Here is a 21,404-nt window from a genome sequence, read left to right as displayed (position 1 = left end):
ATTATTTAGAAGACCGATTTTAGATTCTGATAATAGTTCTAAATAAAGGATAAAACATAGTTGGACAATGTTGCAAAAATTCGTGCAGGACGCTATAATTTTGCCGCAGCGCGAATAAAAAAGGAGCAGGAACGACTAACTTACTCCGTAAACAACAAAAGACCTCCACTAGCGAGATCTTTTGTTGTTTATCTGAAAAAATATTGTTCACGCAACTGTGTATATAAAGGCTTAATGATTAAATAAGCAACTTAAGACATGGGAAAAGAGAAATTTGATTTTGACAGCTTCGGGAAAGAAACCATGGAAGGCTTAAAAAAATGTAAATTCAGAATTAAATCAAAAATATTCCTTTTAGATCTACAATTAGTCTTTGTTTAAGTCTGTTTGATTGGGCTAAATATAAGACTGCCAAAGGAGCTGTAAAAATGCACACTTTGCTTGATTACGGTGGAAATTTATCGGTTTATGTGAATAATTGTAACACAGAGGGTTCTTTTTTAGAATATGACTTAAATACCCTTAAAATATCTGATTCCAGGTTGTGATAATGACGGTGGAAAAACGTTTAAAACAGGATTGTTTTATTTCCTCAAATCACCAAATTCCAGTACTGCATTTATTACAGCAAACACAATAATTGCCGCCAATTTTGAGGTACGGTTATCCTCATCAAATCGAGGGGAAACTTCGGCAATATCAAAACTGATTACTTTGCCGGATTGAATAAGCGTCTTCATTATTTTCAGAAGGCTTTCGGGATGCAATCCAAATGGTTGAGGTGCACTAACTCCCGGAGCATATGCCGAAGAAATAACATCAGAACAAAGGGTAAGGTAAATGCTTTCCTGTTTTTTGGCAAAACGAACAATATCCTGTCCTACAGCAAACATATTGTCGCTGGATATATCCCGGGCCATAATGTATTTCACATCTAACTCTTTCGCCTTTTTAAACAGACTTACCGTATTGCCATATTGCTGAATTCCGGCTACCATATATTTAAATTGCTGCCCCTTTTGTTGGCATCGGTCAGCAATCTGAGCAAACATAGTTCCCGAACTACTTCCCTTAGAATAAGGTCGCATATCGAAATGTGCATCCAAATTAAAAATACCCGGATTGCTTAAATTCTGTTCCTTCAAAAATCGTTCAATTCCCAGGTAATGCCCGTATGCTATTTCATGTCCTCCCCCCAGAATAATCGGGAACAATCCTAATTGTAATATTTGGTAAACGGCATCTGCCAATGCCAATTGTAAATCCTCTAATTGTCCATCCTCGCTAATAATATTTCCACAATCATAAATCTTTGTATCAGCAGGAAAACTGCAAGGCAAATTCGCCATTTCTTTACGGATACTGTTGGGTGCCTGAGAAGTTCCTGTACGTCCTAAGTTATTGGAAACTCCCTTATCGCAACAAAAACCCAGCAAACCAAAACCTTTTTTAATCGATTGCTCGTTCTCTGTTAGATTAATGAACTGCACAATTTGATGCCAGCGAAAAGCATCATAGTCTTCCTCATCATCAATTCTTCCCTTCCAGATATTGGTATCTGCTGTTTTATAGTAGGATTTATTCATTTAGTATAGCTTTCTTATTGCAAACAAATATACTTATTTGCAGGATGTATTTGTCCACGATACTATTTTGAACATGAAATATTTTGCAGTTTAGCATCGAGTACTTGCAGCATAGAAATTACACCTCGGAGCATCGAAATATATGCTCGCCGTACGGAAATTACATCTCGGTGCATGGAAATTGCATCTCGGAGCATCGAAATATGTGCTTGCCGTATGAAAATTGTATCTCGGAGCATGGAAATTATATCTCGGAGCACCGAAATGTGTACTTATTGTGCGGAAATTGCATCTCGCAGTATAGAAATGTGTATTTGCAGGGCAGTATTTTCTATTCATCCGAAAAGTGTACCAAAACTCTACGATACACATTAAATATTTTGGCTTTAGATACGAATCCCAGATATTTTTCATCCTGCGTTACAGGAAGATTCCAAGCGCCTGTTTCTTCAAATTTACGCATTACTTTATCCATTGGAGCATCTGCATCCAATATGGCAGGTGGCATTATCATTAGGTTTCTTACAAAGATATTATCATACATCTCCGGATTAAACATGATGTGTCGAATATCATCCAACAAAACGATTCCCATTAATTTGTCCTCCTCATCAATAACCGGAAAAATATTCCGTTGAGAATGAGATATTATTTTCACCAATTCGCCCAAGGTAGCATCCGGACTCACCTGTTTAAGATCCGTTTCGATAACCTTACCTAATTTCATCAGTGTTAAAACAGCCTTATCCTTATTGTGAGTTATCAATTCCCCTCTTTTTGCAAGATGTTTGGTATAGATAGAATGCGGTTCGAAATACATGATAGTTAAATATGCTATGGTTGCGGTTACCATAATTGGGATAAATAACTCATATCCTCCGGTTATTTCTACAATTAGGAATATTGCTGTAAGTGGAGCGTGCATCACTCCTGCCATCATTCCTGCCATCCCAATCAATGTAAAATTACTTTCAGATAATTTTATGAAATTGAATCCATTGACAAATCGCGCTACAAAAAATCCGGATACTCCACCAAGGAATAAAGAAGGAGCAAATATACCCCCAACACCACCACTACCTGTTGTTACAGAAGATGCAATGGCTTTAAACAGGATAATCATCATCACATATCCCAATAGTAACCAGTAATTATCCCTTAAAAAATAGAAAACACTATTGTTTACAATATCGGTATGACTACCACTAAGCAGGGCTTGAATAGTATTGTATCCTTCACCATATAAGGGAGGAAACAAGAAAATGAGAACACCCAATACCGTACCTCCAATAAGCATTTTTCGATAACTGTTGCTTATTCCCTCAAATTTGGATTCAATGAACATTGATATTCTGGTGAAATAAAGAGAAGCAAATCCTGCGAAGACACCTAAGAGTATATAATAGGGAAAATTACCAAAAACAAATGGCTCAGTAACAGTATAGGAAAGTAAAACGCCTTTTCCCATAAAGAAATAGGCGATACTAGCTCCTGTCATCGATGAAATCAACAAAGGTATTAGGGAAGCCATGGTAAGATCCAGCATTAAAACTTCCAGTGTGAATACCATTCCTGCTATGGGAGCTTTAAAAATACCCCCGATGGCACCTGCTGCACCACAACCTACCATAAGAGTAACTATCTTATAATTCATGTGAAACATGCGGGCAAGATTGGATCCCATAGATGCGCCCGTTAGAACGATTGGAGCCTCAGATCCAATAGAACCCCCAAACCCAATGGTGAGTGTACTGGCAATTATCGAAGAGTAATTGTTATGACTTTTTATATGTGAATTCTTTTTGGATATGGCATATAAAATGCGTGAAACACCGTGTCCAATATTGTCCTTCACAAAAAACTTCACATACAGAACTGTAAGCAATATACCAATGGCAGGAAATGCCAAATACAAAAGATTGGCAGAATCAACATTTAATCCTTTTGTTAGGAAATGATGTGTAAAGTGAATTGCACTTTTTAATACAAGCGCTGATAATCCACTCACAATACCTACTATAAAACTCAATATAAGAACGAACTGCCGTTCCTTAATATTTTTTAATCTCCATATTAAAAACCGAGAAAGTAAACTCTTATTCTTCATTTTAATGAATCATTCTTAATGTCCCAAAAATATCCTTTATCAAATAACAGGTCGGATGGCTCCAGAAGTCAGTCGGCCTTTTAGCTCATAACCATAAAAAATCAAGAATTTTAAGGGGCAGATTATTGATTTTCATAGATTTCACAATCTAAGAGAGGTATAACTAGTAAAATTTGAATGCAAAAGTAATAGATAATTAGGAAGAAGAAACTGTTTTTCCAATAATTTTAAAAAAGACCATCCTACAGATCGTAACTGTTTGAAATACTGAAAGTCGAAAGCAATCGTTTGCTTAAAAGCCAGACAATATTTTACTACTTAATCTTCTGAAAAATGTTTCAGCATTCTGCGATAGGTAGAAAAAATTTGTGCCCGGGAAACACAGCCGCAATATTTACCATCTTTAAGAACTACCAAATTAAATTTATCTGAATACTGATATTTCTTTGCTACATCCGCCATCGATTCATCGTATTGAATTATTACCTGTGGTATAACCATTAAATCACGTACATGCACAATATTATACTTCTCCGATTGAAACATGATTTCGCGAATATCATCCAATTTTACGATCCCTTGAAAATTATTCTCTTCATCAATCACAATAAAGATATTTCGATGCGCTTTCGCTATAACTTGCACCAAGTCTCCAAGCGAAGCATCCGCACTTACCGTACTAAAATCTCTTTCTATTAATCTGGAGACACTCATTAAGGACAAAACATTTTTGTCTTTATCATGAGTCATCAACTCTTTTCGCCGAGCCAATTGAACGGTATAAACAGAATGAGGCTCAAAAGCTAATATCGTAGCATAGGATATGGTAGCAGTAATCATTAAAGGCACAAACAATTGATATCCTCCGGATATATCCGCAATCAGGAACAATCCGGTTAAGGGTGCATGCAATACTCCAGCTATCATTCCTGCCATTCCAATCAAAGCAAAATTATTAACATCGACATTTCGCAAGCCAAGATGTCGAACAATTAAGGCGAAAAGAACACCTGAATTTCCTCCCATAAAAAGTGTTGGAGCAAAAATTCCACCAATACCTCCGGCGCCAAATGTTAAGGATGTAGCAATAACCTTAAAGAAAACAATCAATGCTAATAGAATAAGGAGCACCAAAAAATTATCACTATAGGAATAGAAAAATGAATTATTAAAAAGATAAGAATAATCCCCAGTTAATGAACCATTAATAGCTTCATATCCCTCCCCATATAATACTGGCAAAAAGAATATAATAACTCCTAAAGAAATGGTTCCGACAAGCATTTTGCGATATACACCATTTATTTTTGCAAACATTTGTTGGATGAACATATAGGTTTTGGTAAAATAGGTGGAGATCAATCCGGTGAATATACCTAAGGCAATATAATAGGGTAAGTCTGCTAAATTGAATCCTGATAATATTTTAAATGGATACAATACATGCATTCCCAGAAAAAAATAGGAAGTAATAATTCCACTTGCTGTTGATAACAATAATGGTATTAATGCCCACATGGTTAAATCCAGCATTATCACTTCCAAAGCAAAAACAATAGCTGCAATAGGTGCTTTAAAGATAGCAGCCATAGCACCCGCACTAGCACATCCAATTAATAACGTAAGTTGTTTGTAATTTAAGTGAAAGAGCCTACCAATATTAGATCCCCAAGCAGCACCAGTTAATACTGTTGGACCTTCCAAACCAACAGATCCTCCAAATCCTACGGTTAGTGCCGAAGTTACTATTGACGAAAACATATTGTGAGAATTAATTTCACCATTTGTTTTAGAAATACTGTACAAAACACTTGGCACTCCATGCCGGACCGGACGTTTATTAATATACTTAACAAATATAACAACCAGAAAAACACCTATAGTGGGAAAAATAACGTAAAATAAATTTTGACGATCAACCGGGAAATTACCTTGTAGCACATGGCTAATTACATGCACTACCTTTTTAATTACAACAGCCCCTAATCCGGAACAGATTCCTATAATTACGGCTAAAAAGGATATAAATTGACGATCGCTAATGTGCTTAAGGCGCCACACTAAAAAACGTGCTAATAAGGATTTTTTCTTCTCCATTTAATTTTATTCAGTCAAGCTTTTAAAATTTCAAGAATTGATACAGACAAAATTGTACCTTTCAAAGACCTCTAAAAATAAACAATATCTTTTAGGAACAAACCATAGCGAATTGAAAATTCGTTAACTTCAAGCCTCTTCCATGTATTTATTATTGAGGACATTCTAAAAACCCAATCAAAACAAAGCTATATATAGAATGAAGCCACTGATCATCAGATATTATTACGAAAAGGTTTTTCAGGTTCAGTGTTCCTATCAAGAATTTTTCTAAATTTGTGCAGCAAACAAAAACACCTAATAAGACACAAGCATACAATATTTGTTCTTGTGTCTTTTTTATTGGAATAAAAAAATAAAGATATGGCGAATAGAATCTCCTCACTTTTTAATATAGAATTCCCCTTGATTCAGGGAGGAATGGTCTGGTGTTCGGGATGGAAACTTGCCAGTGCAGTAAGTAATGCCGGTGGTTTGGGATTGGTAGGTGCCGGATCGATGCATCCGGAAATATTCCGGGAGCATATCCAAAAAACAAAAGCTGCAACAACAAAACCCTTTGGTGTGAATGTGCCGCTTCTTTATCCCGAGATGGATAAAATCATGAATATCATTATCGATGAAGAGGTTAAGATAGTATTCACTTCCGCAGGAAGCCCTAAAAAATGGACTCCCTTTTTAAAAGAACATGGCATAAAAGTAGTGCATGTGGTTTCCAGTGCTTTTTTCGCAAAGAAATGTGAAGAAGTTGGCGTTGACGCCATTGTTGCAGAGGGTTTCGAGGCAGGTGGTCACAATGGAAGAGAGGAAACAACAAGCATGGCTCTGATACCATCCGTGCGTAAGGCAACAAGTCTACCATTAATTGCAGCCGGTGGAATCAGCTCTGGAAAAAGTATGTTGGCAGCAATGGTTTTAGGTGCCGATGGAGTACAAATGGGAAGTCGATTTGCAATCTCTGAAGAATCATCAGCACATATTAATTTTAAAAATTCGGTTATCAAATTACAGGAAGGCGACACCAAACTAGCACTAAAAAAACTAGCTCCTACTCGTCTGGTAAAAAATAATTTTTTCGAGCAGATTCATGCCGCCGAATGCAGAGGTGCAAATCCGGATGAAATGCGTCAAATTTTAGGAAAAGGAAGAGCTAAATTAGGAATATTTGAGGGGAACCTGGAGGATGGAGAATTGGAAATTGGTCAGGTCTCTGCTTTGATATCAAAGATACAATCTGTTTCAGATATCATTTCTGAAATTAAAGAGGAATATCAAACAATGCTTACCGAAATAAAGAATAGTTACCTCGATTTGTAACCTACTTTCATTTCCTTCTTACAAATAAAACAGATATGATAAAATTCGATAAATTCACACTGGAAAATGGTCTGCGATTCATTGTTCATCGGGACGAAACGACTCCAATGGCTGCAGTGAATATACTTTATAATATTGGTGCAAAAGATGAGAATCCGGAGAAAACTGGGTTTGCGCATCTATTCGAACACCTTATGTTTGGAGGATCGGTAAATATTCCCAATTACGACGCACCATTGCAGCGTGTTGGTGGCGATAATAATGCATGGACAAATAATGACATCACCAACTACTACCTAACTGTTCCTAAAGATAATTTAGAAACAGCTTTTTGGTTGGAATCTGATCGCATGCTCAGTCTTGCTTTTAGTGAGAAAAGCTTAGAAGTGCAAAAGAATGTTGTAATTGAAGAATTCAAGCAACGCTATTTTAATCAGCCTTACGGTGATGTCTGGTTATATCTGAGACCTCTTGCTTATAAACAACATCCCTACCAATGGCCTACAATAGGAAAGTCTATAGATCATATCGAGAATGCTAGTCTGGAAGATGTAAAATCTTTTTTCTTTCACCATTATGCTCCAAACAATGCTGTAGTTGTAGTTTCCGGAAATATAGAAATTGAAGAAGTAAAGGCTCTTGCTCAAAAATGGTTTGCGCCTATAGAAAAAAGGGAAATTGCTGAAAAAGCTATTCCACAGGAATCGGAGCAAACCGAATTTAGAAGCATGCATTTGGAGCGTGATGTTCCATTTGATGCTATTTACATGGCTTTCCACATGGGAAAAAGATTGGATGAAGATTTTTATATCATTGATCTTATTTCTGATATATTATCCAATGGTCAATCCTCGAGAATATTTCAATCTCTGGTAAAAGATCAAAATCTATTCTCTTCGATAGATGCCTACTTAACTGGTGATTTTGATCCGGGATTATTTCTGATAACCGGAAAACTTTCGGATGGTGTCAGCATGGAAGAAGCGGAGCAGGCAATATGGACAGAGCTAAATAAAATGAAGGAAAGTAAAGTTTCAGAATATGAACTTCAGAAAGTGAAGAACAAAATTGAATCCTCATTGGTTTTTTCAGAAATAAGTTATCTGAACAAAGCAATGAATCTCGCTACCTATGAAATATTAGGAGATGCAAATATAATCAATACCGAAGTGTTGCTATACAGAAAAGTTAATATTGAGGATATTCTAAATGCATCAGCGAAACTTTTTAGAAAAGAGAATTGCTCAACCCTTTATTACCATTCAAAAAAATAAGCATGAATCCTACACAAAGAAATATAGCTCCAGCTTTTAAAACTATTGATTCTATTGATATTTTACCTTCTGAGAAACAACTATTAAGCAATAATATCCCAATACACATTATTAATGGAGGAAGCCAGGATGTATTAAAAATAGAATTTATTTTTGAGGCGGGCATTTGGCATCAGAATTCTCCATTAGTAGCAAGTATGGCTAATAGTATGCTTAATGAAGGCACTACTAATTATACAGCTTCAGAACTTGCGGAGAAAATTGATTTTTATGGTGCATATATTGGATTTTCAACAGGAAAACATGATGCGAGTATAAGTCTTTACACCTTAACCAAACATATTAAGGATACCTTGAAGATTACGGAAGACATAATCAAGAACTCAACATTTCCTCAAAAAGAATTTCAAACCATATTATTAAACAAGAAGCAGAAATATCAAATTAATCACCAAAAGACAAACGTATTGGCTAAGGATAAGTTTAATGAATTGGTTTACGGCTCAAATCATCCCTATGCAAATACCTACGATATTGGGGTGTTTGACAGTCTCGACTATAAATCCGTAAAGGAATTTTACCAAAAACATTATACCCCCAATAACTGTAAAATTATCATCGCTGGAAAAATCAATCAAGAGATATTAGATTTATTAGAAGCTCTATTTGGTTCTAATAAATGGCCATTGCAAACAAATCTCCCTAAGAAAGAATATAATCTTCGGGCTACAAATAAGAGAAGAGCATTTGTTGAAAAGAAAGATGCAGTACAATCCAGCATTCGAATTGGTCGTCCAATTTTTAATAAAACCCATAAAGATTATACTGCTATGCAGTTGTTGAATCTTGTTTTAGGCGGATATTTTGGATCTCGATTAATGCAAAATATACGAGAAGACAAAGGATATACCTATGGTATTAATTCATTTATGATATCCCACTTGAATGCTGGGCACTTTGCTATCGTAACCGAAGTTGGGAAAGATGTTTGCAGAAATGCGATTAGAGAGATTTTTAAGGAAATAAAAACATTGCGAGAAGAAAGGATCCCTGAGGAAGAACTGGATCTAGTGAAAAACTATATTTCAGGAGAGATGCTGAGGAATCTAGATAGTCCCTTTGCTCTTTCGGAAAGTCTAAAAGGCAATCTTGCATTCGGCTTTGACAATTCCTATTATCAAAAATTTATTTCTGAATTAAAAAAAATCAGTCCAGACCAAATAACTAAACTTGCGAACACATATCTTCAGGAAAAAGACCTATATCTTATTGTCTGTGGTTCAGAAGATAGCACCAACTATGACTCTTAACTAAATTTATTTCTGATATAAAAGTTAAAGTCTGTATAACAACTCATCTTTAATTTAAGCCTTAAAGATGAAGGTTAATCTTTGAAAAAAGGAAAAATAAGAATGCTCATTCGTACTAAAAATTGTTAGTTTTCGCTACATTTAGGAGGAACATCAAACCACAGAGTAGATTAAAATGAGTGTAGAAACGGAAAAAGATAAACAACTGGTTAATGAAGCCTATAAGCTATTATTAAAAGACTTTAAAAGGAGTAAAGGTCCGGAAAGTCTTAAGATGATAGATAAAGCATTCCATTTTGCATGGGAAGCACATAAAGGAGTACGCAGAAAATCCGGAGAACCATATATCATTCATCCCATAGAAGTAGCTCATATTGCAGCCAAGGAAATGGGACTGGGAACAAAATCAATTGTTTCGGCACTATTACATGATGTAGTAGAGGATACGGATTACACACTAGATGATATTCAAAATTTATTTGGAGCAAAAGTTGCTCAAATTGTTGATGGACTAACAAAAATATCCGAAGTTTTTGATCAACAAACCTCCATGCAAGCGGAAAATTTCAGAAAAATGCTTCTTACACTTTCTGATGATCTAAGGGTAATATTGATTAAAATTGCCGATCGCCTGCATAACATGAGAACGCTAAATTCCATGCCACTGCGTAAACAAATGAAAATAGCCGGTGAAACGCTATTTCTATTTGCTCCTCTGGCTCATCGAATGGGGCTGTATACCATTAAAACAGAGCTTGAAAATTTAAGCTTAAAATACGAGCACCCGGAAGATTATCAATCCATATCCGAAAAAATAAAGCTTCACGAAACCAATCAGGAAGAGCTTTTGCAAAATATTATCGCTCCAATTGAGCTAAAACTTAAAGAAAATAATGTAACCTGTTCCATCAAAAACAGGCCTCGATCTATCTTTTCTATTTGGAATAAAATTCAAACTCAGGACCTTAGCATAGAAGAAATCTATGATTTAATTTCAGTTCGTGTTGTTTTTAAGCCAATTCCAGATATTCCTGAAAAAAATCAATGTTGGAATATTTATTCTCTGATAACCGATATTTACAAACCTAAACCAGAGCGAATAAGAGACTGGGTAAGTACTCCTAAAGCTAATGGTTATGAGGCATTGCATGTTACCGCAATGGGACCTTATGGCAATTGGGTAGAATTTCAGATTCGCACCGAAAGAATGGACGATATTGCGGAGAAAGGTTTTGCTGTTCAATCCAAATACAATACCAACGCATCCGGCGAATCAGAATTAGACAAATGGCTCAAAGATGTGAGAGAGATACTTGATAATCCGGAAGCGGATGCTTTGGCATTTTTAGATGAGTTCAAATTAAACTTGTTCTCACAAGAAATTCAAGTGTTTACCCCCAAAGGGCATATTAGAACCTTACCCAAGAATGCAACAACACTTGATTTTGCATACGAAATACATACAGATATAGGCAACCAATGTATTGGTGCTAAAGTAAATCATAAATTAGTACCATTGAGTCATGTCTTAAAAAGTGGAGATCAGATAGAAATATTAACTTCGGAAAAACAAAAACCTAAGCATGAATGGCTTGAATTTGCAGTTACTGCCCGAGCAAAATCGAAAATTAAATCCGCATTTAAGAAGGAACGAAAAGAGTTTACTATAAAGGGAACCAAAATGGTAGAAGATCAATTAAATAATGCTGGTTTAATGGTCAATGCTAAAGCTTACAGAAAAATGTTGGAGTACTATAAGTTATCCAACAAAGAAGAACTTTTCTATAAAATAGGCTTAGGAAAAATAGATGTTCATGAAATTGAAGCTGTTGTAAAGAAAAAATCAAAAAGTAAATTTATAAAATACTGGAAACTGCAATTTTTCGGAGAACCTAAAGAAAAAGAAGAAACCGTTGAAGCAGAAAAAGATGTAACTGAAAGCAAGCCAAATGTAGATAAGAAAAAAACACTCCTTTTAAGTGAAATGGCTGCTAATGAAAGTTATAAAATAGCTACCTGTTGCAATCCAATACCCGGTGACGAGGTTCTGGGTTATTTGGATACAGAAAACAATATTACAATACATAAAAGGAAATGCCCGAATGCTCTAAAACTTATGACTAGCCAAGGAGACAGATTACTAGCTGCTGATTGGACAAGCCATCGATTGATGTCCTTTTTAGCGATAATCGAACTTTCGGGAATTGATAAAATAGGAATTGTAAATGATGTCACCAATATAATTTCTAAGGATCATGATGTAAATATGAGATCCTTGCACTTTGAAAGTCACGATGGCGTTTTTGAAGGTCTTATACATCTCTATGTTCACAATACTGAAGACCTTAACAATCTAATCATGAAATTAATAAAAATAAAAGGGCTTGATACAGTGAAACGTATCGAAAATATTGAGGAATATAGCTAAATTAAAAATTGTTCTAAATAATATTCCTTTTCTAAAAAAAATCACTATTTTAGACCCATTATTTTAAATTAGATTAGATAACACTTAGGTTATTTCTTACATATGAGCTACGAGGACACTAAAGAAATTGTCAAGAAGATGTTTACCGAATATCTTCAGAAAAAAGGACACCGAAAGACCCCTGAAAGATATGCTATATTAGATGAAATTTATTCCCGGGAAGGACATTTTGACATTGAATCCCTCTATATTTTCATGAAAAATAAAAATTACCGGGTGAGTAGAGCAACCCTCTACAATACAATTGATCTCCTTCAGGATTGTAAATTGGTAATCAAACACCAGTTTGGTAGAAATATAGCTCAATTTGAAAAAGCATATGACAGCAACAAACACGATCATTTAATTTGTACTCGCTGTGGTAAGGTCTTGGAGTTTTGTGATACCCGTTTAGATGACGTGAAAGATAATGTATCCAGCGATATGGATTTTTTAGTGTCTCATCATTCCTTATACATTTATGGTATATGTCCTGAATGTCGTAAACTTGAAAATAAATAATTATCAACAAATAATATTTTCAAAACCCCTTTAATAAAGGGGTTTTTTAATACCCTCAAAGGACTTATTAACAAGGAACTTTTACCGACTCTAAAGTCTAAAAATATTACTACCTTTGACTGTTAACAGTAATATCCACCTATAATTTTTAGCATACATGCCACTAATATCAGTCTCCATAGAGAAGTTATAGGGTGACTAACATGCCAGAATTTTAAATCAAATAATAAAGAGATGAAAGTTGATGTACTTTTAGGCCTGCAATGGGGCGATGAAGGTAAAGGAAAAGTTGTGGACGTACTTACTCCAAAGTACAATGTAATAACACGGTTTCAAGGTGGACCAAACGCTGGACATACTTTGGAATTTAATGCAATCAAACATGTGTTGCACACTATTCCTTCCGGAATTTTTAGAAATGATAAAATTAATGTAATCGGCAACGGAGTTGTAATTGATCCTGTTATTTTCAAAAAAGAGATTGAAGGAATCAAAAAACTGGGAATAGATCTTTCCAAAACGCTTTTTATTTCGAAGAAGGCTCATTTGATATTGCCTTCACATCGTATTTTAGATGCTGCTTCTGAAGCTGCTAAAGGAAAGTCTAAAATTGGATCTACCTTAAAAGGAATTGGACCTACCTATATGGATAAAACCGGAAGAAATGGTTTACGTGTAGGCGATATTAAAAATAATTTCAAAGAAAAATATGACAAATTGGTGACCAAACACCAATTAATGTTAGATAAGTACTACGAATTTGATTACGATATTTCGGAGTATGAAACAGAATGGTTTGACGGAATAAAGGTATTGAGTGAATTTCAATTAATAGATAGTGAACAATTCCTTAATGATGAGCTTAAAAATGGCAAGAGTATTCTCGCAGAAGGAGCCCAGGGAACCTTACTTGATATTGATTTTGGATCCTACCCTTTTGTTACCTCATCCAATACTGTTTGTGCTGGTGCTTGTACTGGTTTAGGGATAGCCCCCAATCGTATCGGAAGAGTAATTGGTATCTTTAAAGCCTACTGTACCCGTGTAGGAATGGGACCATTCCCAACCGAACTTTTTGATGAAGATGGCAAGAAGTTAAGAGAGAATGGAAATGAATTTGGATCTACAACCGGTCGCCCACGAAGATGTGGTTGGTTAGACTTGGTAGCTCTAAAATATTCAATCATGATTAATGGAGTAAGCCAATTAACTATGATGAAATCAGATGTAATGGATGATTTCGAAACGATCAAAATATGTACTGCCTATAATCTTAACGGTGTGGAAGTAGAACACGTTCCATATGAAATGAACGATGAAACACAACCTGTCTATACAGAGTTTAAAGGTTGGAAAACCGACATGACCTCTATGTCGCATGAAAATGAATTCCCTGAAGAATTTAATGCTTATATTGATTTCATTGAGAAAGAGACAGGAGTTCCTGTAAAAATTGTTTCGGTTGGTCCTAACAGAGAACAAACCATAGAAAGAATGCTTGACTAATATCTAGTCATCACATAAAAAAAATCCCGCAATTGCGGGATTTTTTTTATGCTGCTTTTACCACTTCAAAAACGGTATGCCCATTTCTCAGATATACTTTCTTATAATAAACTCCATCTACCACATAAAATCTCACACCATTATTTTTAATAATCTGATATCCATCAGGCAGATCATCAACTTGTAAGCCAACTGGTGGTAAAACAACAACATACTCATTCCCTTGTGTAATATAGAAAGTTCCGTAATGATAAAAGTAGGATGTACCATGAACAAGAATTCGCACATGTTTGGAAGGTAAGGTTCTTAATCTAAATCCTATTGGAGCTGCTATTATCTTATATCCTCTTCCTGATCTGGCATAAAAAACTCCATTAGATCTATAATATGCTTTTTTATTATATCGAAAAGAATGAGCAGATTTCACATTGACAATAACAGTTCCTTTAGCTGGGTAGCTTCGATATCTTCGGTGACGGACTACCACATGCTTTTTATACACTCTTTTTGCTTCCGCTTGGCCTGAAACCCCTATTAATCCGGTTAATAAAATCAATAGTAAGCTGATTCTGATGAAATATTTATTCATATGCTTCAATTATTAATTAATATTCTTCCTTAAATTTTTATAATGAAACACGGCCTTTATTATTCAACCCCTCGATACATTCTTGCATTTCACTTGTATACTTCTAAAACGCTTTCATGAGCCTTTGCCCTACCCTATGATTAAAAAAATTGAACTATGAAATTCCAAAAACAAAAAAAGCTGTCCCTAAGGACAGCTTTCAATAATTATATTAGAAGAAAGATTATTTTTGAATGTTTGGTAATTCCAAACCATAACCTTTAATTCTATCTTCTCTTTTAAGCAATAGACTTACTATAATTGCTAAAAATCCAAGAGCTGCAAAAATAATCATAGGATTGGTATAATCGTACAAAGGAACTTCAAGTCCTTGTGCTTTTGCAATTGCAACTTGAGGATTAGACTTATCTAATACGTAACCGATCAATAATGGTACTCCCATTAATCCCCAGTTCTGAATCCAGAAAATTAATGAAAAGGCAGTACCCAATTGTTTTTCAGGAATAATTTTTGGTACTGAAGGCCACATCGCTGAAGGAACAAGAGATAAAGCTATACCCAAGATGATAACCAATATAACAGCCACAACCCAAGTATTCAATATTGGTAAGGCAAATATGGTGTGAACGAAGATAATAAGTACAGCACCAATAATCATCATGGTTGCTCCTTTTCCAATTTTATCGTAAACACCACCAAAAAGAGGAGTTAAAAACAAAGTACCTAAAGGCAATAAACTTGGAATAATACCAGCAGTTTGCTGATCTAAGCCATACTTATTCACCATTAAATCCGCAGCATACTTAATAAATGGAAAAACCGAAGAATAAAATAATACGCAAAGGAAAGCAATCAACCAAAAACCTTTATTGGTAACAATTTGTCCTATATCACTAAACTTAAATGGATCTTCAGCCTCTTCGCCATTTGCAGCTTCTGAAGCATCTAACTTTTTATCCATTCCCACATAGATAAAGAAGGCAATGAAACCAATCACCAAAAGAACTAATGCAAAAGCAATAGGTGCCGAAATACTTGGACCCATTTTTTCTACCAACTCTCCATTTACTACCTGAGTGTGTATGTTTGAGAAATACATTGCCAATGGCACAGGAGCAGCAATTGCTAACATAGTACCTAATCGTGCTACAGCCATCTGCATTCCCATTGCCAAGGCCATCTCATAGCCCTTAAACCATTTTACAATGATTTTAGAAACAGTAATACCCGCAATCTCAACACCTACACCAAAAATCGCAAATCCTATGGATGCAAGAAATACTTGAGCATGAATTCCCCAAATAGTATGATCTACCAATGTAGGATTTGTAATAGCCCAATATTTAATGGCAGCACCTATTACCATAATGAATGAAGACAAGAGTCCTGTGAATCGAACGCCCATTTTATCCAGGATAATTCCACCAAAAATAAGCATTAGAAGAAATACGTTCAACCATCCATAGGCACTTGTGAAAATACCATAGCTAGTACTTGACCATCCAAACTCAGTTTCGAGCATTGGTTTTAAAGGAGACATTACATCGGTTAAAAAATAACCTGCAAACATGGTGATAGAAATTATCCCCAATGCTCCCCATCTTGCTGCCTTCGAATCCCGAAGACTACGTCTTATTAATTCAGTCATATTTTTTGTTTTATTTCCTAATTAATGTTTAAGTGAGTGTTTTTAAGGCCTGCTAAATTAAGATTAATCCGGAAAGAAACAAAAAGCATTTGTCATGTTTCATTCAATACATATTGATTCCACATTTCTAGGCCACATGCGTATTAATCCCTATCTTTGGCTTGATTCTATTTAATTTAATACTATGAATACATTATCAGAGAATACTGGTTTATATACCGATTTTTATGAGCTTACCATGGCTCAGGGATATTTTTTATGCGGAAAGAAAAATGAACAAACTGTTTTCGATTACTATTATCGTACCAACCCTTATCAAGGTGGATATCTAGTTTTTGCAGGTCTTCAGGACTTATTATATATTCTAAAGAATTTTAGTTTCAGTAAAGAAAACATCGATTTTCTGAGAAAAACAGGCTTAAAGGAGGAATTTCTTGATTATCTCCTAAAATTTAAATTTACTGCCAGTGTTTATAGTATTAAGGAAGGAGAAATTGCTTTTCCGAACGAACCCATCGTGCGAGTGGAGGGAAATATTATTGAAGCCCAGCTTATTGAAACACTACTGTTGAATTATCTCAATTTTCAATCCCTAATTGCTACCAAAGCCTGCCGCATAAGATATGTGTTGGGCAATAAAACCTTTGCCGACTTTGGCTTGCGCCGTGCCCAAGGCTTAGGAGGAATTCATGCCAGTAGGGCTGCTGTGATTGGAGGTGCAAACTCAACCTCTAATGTATATAGTGCCTTTAATTATCAGATTCCTGTAACGGGAACACAAGCCCATGCCTGGATTCAGAGTTTTGATGAGGAATTGGAAGCATTCAGAAAATATGCTTGCATCAATCCGGATTCGAGCGTTTTATTGGTGGACACCTACAATACTTTAAAATCAGGAGTGCCGAATGCAATAATTGTAGCTAAAGAATTGGAAGCACAAGGATCTAAAATGCTAGGTATACGTTTGGATAGCGGTGACCTTGCCTATCTTAGTAAAAGGGCAAGAAAAATGCTTAATGATGCAGGCTTAGATTATGTACAAATATTCGCATCCAATCAACTCAACGAATATGTTATTAAGAGTTTGAACGAACAGGGTGCTCAGATAGATGGTTATGGTATTGGAACAGAATTGGTGACAGGAAAAGATGCCGGAGCGTTAGATGGTGTATATAAATTGGTGGACAACAATGGTATTCCCCGTTTAAAAATATCAGAGAACATTGAAAAGATTACAATGCCCGGCAGGAAGAAGCTGGTTCGCTATTTTGATGCAGAGGGGAGGTTCTTCCGTGATGGTATTTTATTAGAAGATGAAAAGACTACAGATCGTTTGTATCATCCCTTTCATGCTGATAAGAATACCGATATAAGTAAATATACTTGCGAAGAACTCCTGCACAAGGTGATGGAAAATGGAGAAATCCTGATTGAAGATCAAAATCCAGCCGAAATAAATGCCTACCTGCTAAAACGATTTAAACAACTTCCCGAAGGACACAAACGTTTTATTAGTCCGCATATTTATAAAGTAGGAATCTCCGCCAATCTCCTTAAATTAAGAGATCAGATGCTAAAGAATATTCGACTAAAAATTAAATAGACGATAGCGTTTCAGAAGTAAATTGAAATTTATTAAATCTATAAATCATGTTAGAATCCAAAATAATCCGCCCTACCCTTTTACTTGATAAAGCAAAGTGTTTGATGAATATCGACGCTATGATTGCCAAAGCGAAACGATCTAATACCATTCTTCGTCCGCATTTTAAAACACATCAATCGTCTGAAATTGGAAAATGGTTTATGGATAGAGGTATAAATTCCATTGCGGTTTCTTCTATGAGCATGGCCAATTATTTTGCCGATAACGGATGGATGGATATTACCCTTGCTATTCCTGTAAATGTTCGCGAAATAGATTTAATTGATAAACTAGCCTCAAAAATTCAATTGAATTTAGTGGTGGAATCAAGAGAAAGTATTCTGTTTCTGGAGTCAGAGTTAAAACATGCTGTAGGTATTTTCATTAAAGTAGATACCGGTTATCAAAGATGTGGAATACCAACAGAGGCTACAGAATCTGTTCGTATGCTGGTTGATTTAATGAAAGATGCTGAAAAATTAACATGCAAAGGTTTTTTGGCTCATACAGGGCAGAATTACAAGGCTAAAGATCAAACCGAAATTCACAAAAACCACAGCAAAGCCCTCTTGGATTTAAATGAACTGAAAGATCTGTTTCGAAAAGATATTCCCAATCTGATCGTTTCGTTGGGCGATACTCCGGCATGCAGCATTAGCGAAGAATTTTATGGTATTGATGAAATACGACCGGGTAATTTTGTTTTTTATGATGTTATGCAATATGTACTTGGCTCCTGCGACGAAAACCAGATTGCTGTTGCCATGGCCTGCCCCATTATTGCCCGCAATATAGATAGAAAAGAGCTAGTGATTTATGGAGGAGCCATTCACCTGTCGAAAGAATATTTGGAAGCCGATGAGGAAGGCACCAAATTATTTGGCAGCATTGTACGGATCTCCGAAAATGGATGGGGCGAAATATTAGGAGGTGCTTACCTGGCAAGTCTATCGCAGGAACATGGAATAATACGCTGTAGCGATGGCTTATTCGATAGCTTTCAGATAGGCGATTTAATTGGTATTCTGCCTGTTCACTCCTGTTTAACTGCCAACCTGATGGGACAGTATTTAAGTACAGATGGAAATTGGCTGGAGATGATGCCTAAATAATTACTGCTTACAATTGAATAAATGAATTATCCCAAATATTTACAAAAATTCCAACTCAACAAGCTAAAGAAAGCCATTGTTACGGAAGTTACCTGTGCAAACAATTCGGATCTTGTTATTGCTCTCTCGCTGGGATTAGGGATTTTTCTTGCCTTTTCGCCTGTCTGGGGATTTCAAACTGTGCTTGCTGTTTCCCTTGCCTTTTTGTTTCGGCTGAATAAAGCATTAACTCTAATAACTGTTAATATTAGCAGTATCCCACCTTTCATCCCCTTGATTCTTATTGCCGGATACCAAACCGGTGCTTTGGTACTTACCGGATCATTTCAAAAGGAAGTTCCCCAATTAATGAGTTTTAAAAGTCTTGGTGAAAACTATTACCAATTTGTAATCGGATCCTTGATTTTTGCCTTCTTGGTTGGTGCACTTTTCTTTATAGTGGCTTATTTGATATTAAAGAAATTCAGATAAAAACATAGATTAGTAAGCGTCTTTCAATTTCGGTATAGATCGCACACTAAGTAGCTCTATGCTCGCAGCGGATGGGTTAGGGATTGTAGCGGTTACCCCGCAGTGGTGCCGGATGGTGGGATGGCACGAGGAGTAGTAGCGGAAAGCCCGACCTGAAAGGGAACCCCCTAAAACCAGGAAGAGAATAGGTTAATAAAAAAGGGACGCACCCTAGCACGTCCCTTGCAATCGATAAACGATTTATTTATTCTTTAACTGGAATATTTTTCAAACTTTCCACCAAGAAATCCCAGAATTTAATCACAGTATCCACTTTCACTTTTTCATCAGGAGAGTGTGGGTAGCGAATGGTTGGTCCGAAAGAAATCATATCCCAATTAGGATAAACTGCTCCTAGTAAACCACACTCTAAACCAGCGTGAATAGCTTTGATTTCAGGAATCTTGCCATACTTGTTATTATAAACTTCCTGCATGGTTTTTAGGATAGGAGAATCCATATTTGGTTTCCATCCTGGATATTGGCCTTCCAATTTCACTTTAGCACCAGCTAATTCGAAAGTAGAAGCAACCATTTGTCCCAAATCGTCTTTTGCTGAATTTACTGAAGAACGCAATAAAGCCTGAATAATTACTACTCCATTTTCGCTTACTACGCGAGCTAAATTCAGAGAAGTCTCTACCAATCCCGGCATGTCATCGCTCATGCGGATAACTCCGTTTGGACAAGCATAAATAGCATTAATCAGTTTTTTCTGATATTTTTTCTTGAATACATTCTTAGGAGTATCTGTTGCTTCGGCAAAGAATGCCAAATCTGGCTCTACAGCAGATAATTCGGCTTTATAAGTAGCCTCGAATTCGGCAACAGCAGCAAGAAATTTTTCGTTGTATTTCTCAGGTACAGCAACCACAGCAAACGATTCGCGAGGGATTGCATTACGCAAAGAACCACCATCAACAGCAGCCAACTTCATTTTGAAGTTCTTAGTTGCATATCTTAAGAAACGGAACAACAATTTATTAGAGTTTCCTCTTCCAAGAATGATTTCCATTCCAGAGTGTCCCCCTTTAAGACCTTTCATATATAGTTTGTGCGCTACATATCCTTTGTCTAGTTTTTCCTCTTTATATTTTAAGCTAATGTTAGCATCGATACCACCTGCACAACCAACATACAATTCGCCTTCGTCTTCAGAATCCATATTAAGCAGAATATCTGCATTTAATATACCTGGCTCTAAACCAAAAGCACCTGTCATTCCGGTTTCCTCATCGGCAGTAAACAAAGCCTCAATAGGACCATGTGCTATATCTTTTGATTGCAAAACAGCCATTGCTGCAGCAACACCCATTCCATTGTCGGCACCAAGGGTAGTTCCCTGTGCAGTTACCCAATCGCCATCAATAATTGCAGTGATAGGATCTTTTTCAAAATCATGGTCTGTATCTGCATTTTTTTGAGGTACCATATCCAGGTGTCCCTGCATTACTACGCACTTGCGATTTTCCATTCCTGCTGTAGCTGGTTTTTTGATGATGATATTACCAGTTGCATCCTTGATGGTTTCTAAACCTAGATCCTGACCGAATTTCAACATGAAATCCTGAATTGCATCTTCGTGCTTCGATGGACGTGGAATCTGAGTTAATGAATAAAAGTTTTCCCAGATTGCCTTGGGCTCGAGGCTTAAAATTTCTTTGCTCATTATATTTTTCCTCCGTTAAATTTTTAGTGTTAATTATTTAAGAGC

15 protein-coding genes are annotated in these 21,404 nt (G+C 36.0%); 9 read left to right on the top strand and 6 right to left on the bottom strand.

Going from position 1 to position 21,404, the window contains the following annotated elements; translation table 11 throughout:
• Window positions 1–584: 584 nt before the first annotated feature.
• From hutG to DLK05_RS10510, 3 genes are all read right to left on the bottom strand, one after another.
• Window positions 585–1,586, bottom strand: coding sequence for a formimidoylglutamase (gene hutG, locus DLK05_RS10520; RefSeq protein WP_127343968.1), 1,002 nt, complete (start codon window positions 1,584–1,586; stop codon window positions 585–587).
• A gap of 331 nt (window positions 1,587–1,917) precedes the next feature.
• A complete protein-coding gene (locus DLK05_RS10515) occupies window positions 1,918–3,693 on the bottom strand; it encodes a chloride channel protein (protein ID WP_127343967.1) in 1,776 nt (591 codons plus the stop codon).
• Window positions 3,694–4,011: 318 nt separating this feature from the next.
• Window positions 4,012–5,790 (bottom strand): chloride channel protein, encoded by a 1,779-nt coding sequence (locus tag DLK05_RS10510; RefSeq protein ID WP_127343966.1) that lies wholly within the window; start codon window positions 5,788–5,790, stop codon window positions 4,012–4,014.
• Between the two features lie 363 nt (window positions 5,791–6,153).
• Between DLK05_RS10510 and DLK05_RS10505 the strand changes: the two genes are divergently transcribed.
• From DLK05_RS10505 to DLK05_RS10480, 6 genes are all read left to right on the top strand, one after another.
• A complete protein-coding gene (locus DLK05_RS10505; RefSeq protein ID WP_127343965.1) occupies window positions 6,154–7,107 on the top strand; it encodes an NAD(P)H-dependent flavin oxidoreductase in 954 nt (317 codons plus the stop codon).
• 35 nt (window positions 7,108–7,142) lie between these two features.
• Complete coding sequence (locus DLK05_RS10500) at window positions 7,143–8,381, top strand: M16 family metallopeptidase (protein WP_127343964.1); 1,239 nt, start codon at window positions 7,143–7,145, stop codon at window positions 8,379–8,381.
• A gap of 2 nt (window positions 8,382–8,383) precedes the next feature.
• Window positions 8,384–9,691, top strand: a complete 1,308-nt coding sequence (locus DLK05_RS10495; protein WP_127343963.1) for a M16 family metallopeptidase — start codon at window positions 8,384–8,386, stop codon at window positions 9,689–9,691.
• Between the two features lie 175 nt (window positions 9,692–9,866).
• Window positions 9,867–12,119 carry a RelA/SpoT family protein gene (locus tag DLK05_RS10490; RefSeq protein ID WP_127343962.1) on the top strand — a complete coding sequence of 751 codons (2,253 nt, stop codon included), beginning with the start codon at window positions 9,867–9,869 and terminating at the stop codon, window positions 12,117–12,119.
• Window positions 12,120–12,221: 102 nt separating this feature from the next.
• Window positions 12,222–12,680, top strand: coding sequence for a Fur family transcriptional regulator (locus DLK05_RS10485; RefSeq protein WP_127343961.1), 459 nt, complete (start codon window positions 12,222–12,224; stop codon window positions 12,678–12,680).
• A gap of 234 nt (window positions 12,681–12,914) precedes the next feature.
• Window positions 12,915–14,186, top strand: coding sequence for an adenylosuccinate synthase (locus tag DLK05_RS10480; protein ID WP_127343960.1), 1,272 nt, complete (start codon window positions 12,915–12,917; stop codon window positions 14,184–14,186).
• A 46-nt stretch (window positions 14,187–14,232) separates the two neighbouring features.
• On the opposite strand, the gene DLK05_RS10475 is transcribed toward DLK05_RS10480, so the two are convergent.
• Together DLK05_RS10475 and DLK05_RS10470 are read right to left on the bottom strand one after the other, a co-directional pair.
• Window positions 14,233–14,775, bottom strand: a complete 543-nt coding sequence (locus tag DLK05_RS10475) for a DUF6515 family protein (RefSeq protein ID WP_127343959.1) — start codon at window positions 14,773–14,775, stop codon at window positions 14,233–14,235.
• Window positions 14,776–14,998: 223 nt separating this feature from the next.
• Window positions 14,999–16,423, bottom strand: coding sequence for an MFS transporter (locus DLK05_RS10470; RefSeq protein WP_127343958.1), 1,425 nt, complete (start codon window positions 16,421–16,423; stop codon window positions 14,999–15,001).
• Window positions 16,424–16,607: 184 nt separating this feature from the next.
• On the opposite strand from DLK05_RS10470, the gene DLK05_RS10465 reads away from it, so the two are divergent.
• The 3 genes from DLK05_RS10465 to DLK05_RS10455 are packed head-to-tail and all read left to right on the top strand — an operon-like array spanning window position 16,608 to window position 19,651.
• On the top strand, window positions 16,608–18,026 hold the full coding sequence (locus tag DLK05_RS10465) for a nicotinate phosphoribosyltransferase (protein ID WP_127343957.1): 1,419 nt from the start codon (window positions 16,608–16,610) through the stop codon (window positions 18,024–18,026).
• A 47-nt stretch (window positions 18,027–18,073) separates the two neighbouring features.
• Complete coding sequence (locus DLK05_RS10460; protein WP_127343956.1) at window positions 18,074–19,180, top strand: alanine racemase; 1,107 nt, start codon at window positions 18,074–18,076, stop codon at window positions 19,178–19,180.
• A gap of 21 nt (window positions 19,181–19,201) precedes the next feature.
• Window positions 19,202–19,651: a DUF2062 domain-containing protein gene (locus tag DLK05_RS10455; RefSeq protein WP_127343955.1), complete on the top strand. Its 450-nt coding sequence runs from the start codon at window positions 19,202–19,204 to the stop codon at window positions 19,649–19,651.
• 244 nt (window positions 19,652–19,895) lie between these two features.
• On the opposite strand, the gene DLK05_RS10450 is transcribed toward DLK05_RS10455, so the two are convergent.
• Complete coding sequence (locus tag DLK05_RS10450; protein WP_127343954.1) at window positions 19,896–21,359, bottom strand: aminoacyl-histidine dipeptidase; 1,464 nt, start codon at window positions 21,357–21,359, stop codon at window positions 19,896–19,898.
• Window positions 21,360–21,404: the final 45 nt, after the last annotated feature.

Source organism: Ancylomarina longa, assembly GCF_003996985.1.
GTDB classification, from domain to species: domain Bacteria; phylum Bacteroidota; class Bacteroidia; order Bacteroidales; family Marinifilaceae; genus Ancylomarina_A; species Ancylomarina_A longa.
The sequence above is the reverse complement of the archived record's forward strand: the minus strand, read 5'-3'. Positions and strand labels throughout refer to the sequence as shown.

What these genes read in the sequence shown, in the direction of transcription:
- DLK05_RS10470 (WP_127343958.1), bottom strand. Translation starts at nt 16,423, where the DNA reads ATGACTGAATTAATAAGACGTAGTCTTCGGGATTCGAAGGCAGCAAGA.
- DLK05_RS10465 (WP_127343957.1), top strand. Translation starts at nt 16,608, where the DNA reads ATGAATACATTATCAGAGAATACTGGTTTATATACCGATTTTTATGAG.
- DLK05_RS10505 (WP_127343965.1), top strand. Translation starts at nt 6,154, where the DNA reads ATGGCGAATAGAATCTCCTCACTTTTTAATATAGAATTCCCCTTGATT.
- DLK05_RS10455 (WP_127343955.1), top strand. Translation starts at nt 19,202, where the DNA reads ATGAATTATCCCAAATATTTACAAAAATTCCAACTCAACAAGCTAAAG.
- DLK05_RS10490 (WP_127343962.1), top strand. Translation starts at nt 9,867, where the DNA reads ATGAGTGTAGAAACGGAAAAAGATAAACAACTGGTTAATGAAGCCTAT.
- DLK05_RS10515 (WP_127343967.1), bottom strand. Translation starts at nt 3,693, where the DNA reads ATGAAGAATAAGAGTTTACTTTCTCGGTTTTTAATATGGAGATTAAAA.
- DLK05_RS10510 (WP_127343966.1), bottom strand. Translation starts at nt 5,790, where the DNA reads ATGGAGAAGAAAAAATCCTTATTAGCACGTTTTTTAGTGTGGCGCCTT.
- DLK05_RS10480 (WP_127343960.1), top strand. Translation starts at nt 12,915, where the DNA reads ATGAAAGTTGATGTACTTTTAGGCCTGCAATGGGGCGATGAAGGTAAA.
- hutG (WP_127343968.1), bottom strand. Translation starts at nt 1,586, where the DNA reads ATGAATAAATCCTACTATAAAACAGCAGATACCAATATCTGGAAGGGA.
- DLK05_RS10495 (WP_127343963.1), top strand. Translation starts at nt 8,384, where the DNA reads ATGAATCCTACACAAAGAAATATAGCTCCAGCTTTTAAAACTATTGAT.
- DLK05_RS10450 (WP_127343954.1), bottom strand. Translation starts at nt 21,359, where the DNA reads ATGAGCAAAGAAATTTTAAGCCTCGAGCCCAAGGCAATCTGGGAAAAC.
- DLK05_RS10500 (WP_127343964.1), top strand. Translation starts at nt 7,143, where the DNA reads ATGATAAAATTCGATAAATTCACACTGGAAAATGGTCTGCGATTCATT.
- DLK05_RS10485 (WP_127343961.1), top strand. Translation starts at nt 12,222, where the DNA reads ATGAGCTACGAGGACACTAAAGAAATTGTCAAGAAGATGTTTACCGAA.
- DLK05_RS10460 (WP_127343956.1), top strand. Translation starts at nt 18,074, where the DNA reads ATGTTAGAATCCAAAATAATCCGCCCTACCCTTTTACTTGATAAAGCA.
- DLK05_RS10475 (WP_127343959.1), bottom strand. Translation starts at nt 14,775, where the DNA reads ATGAATAAATATTTCATCAGAATCAGCTTACTATTGATTTTATTAACC.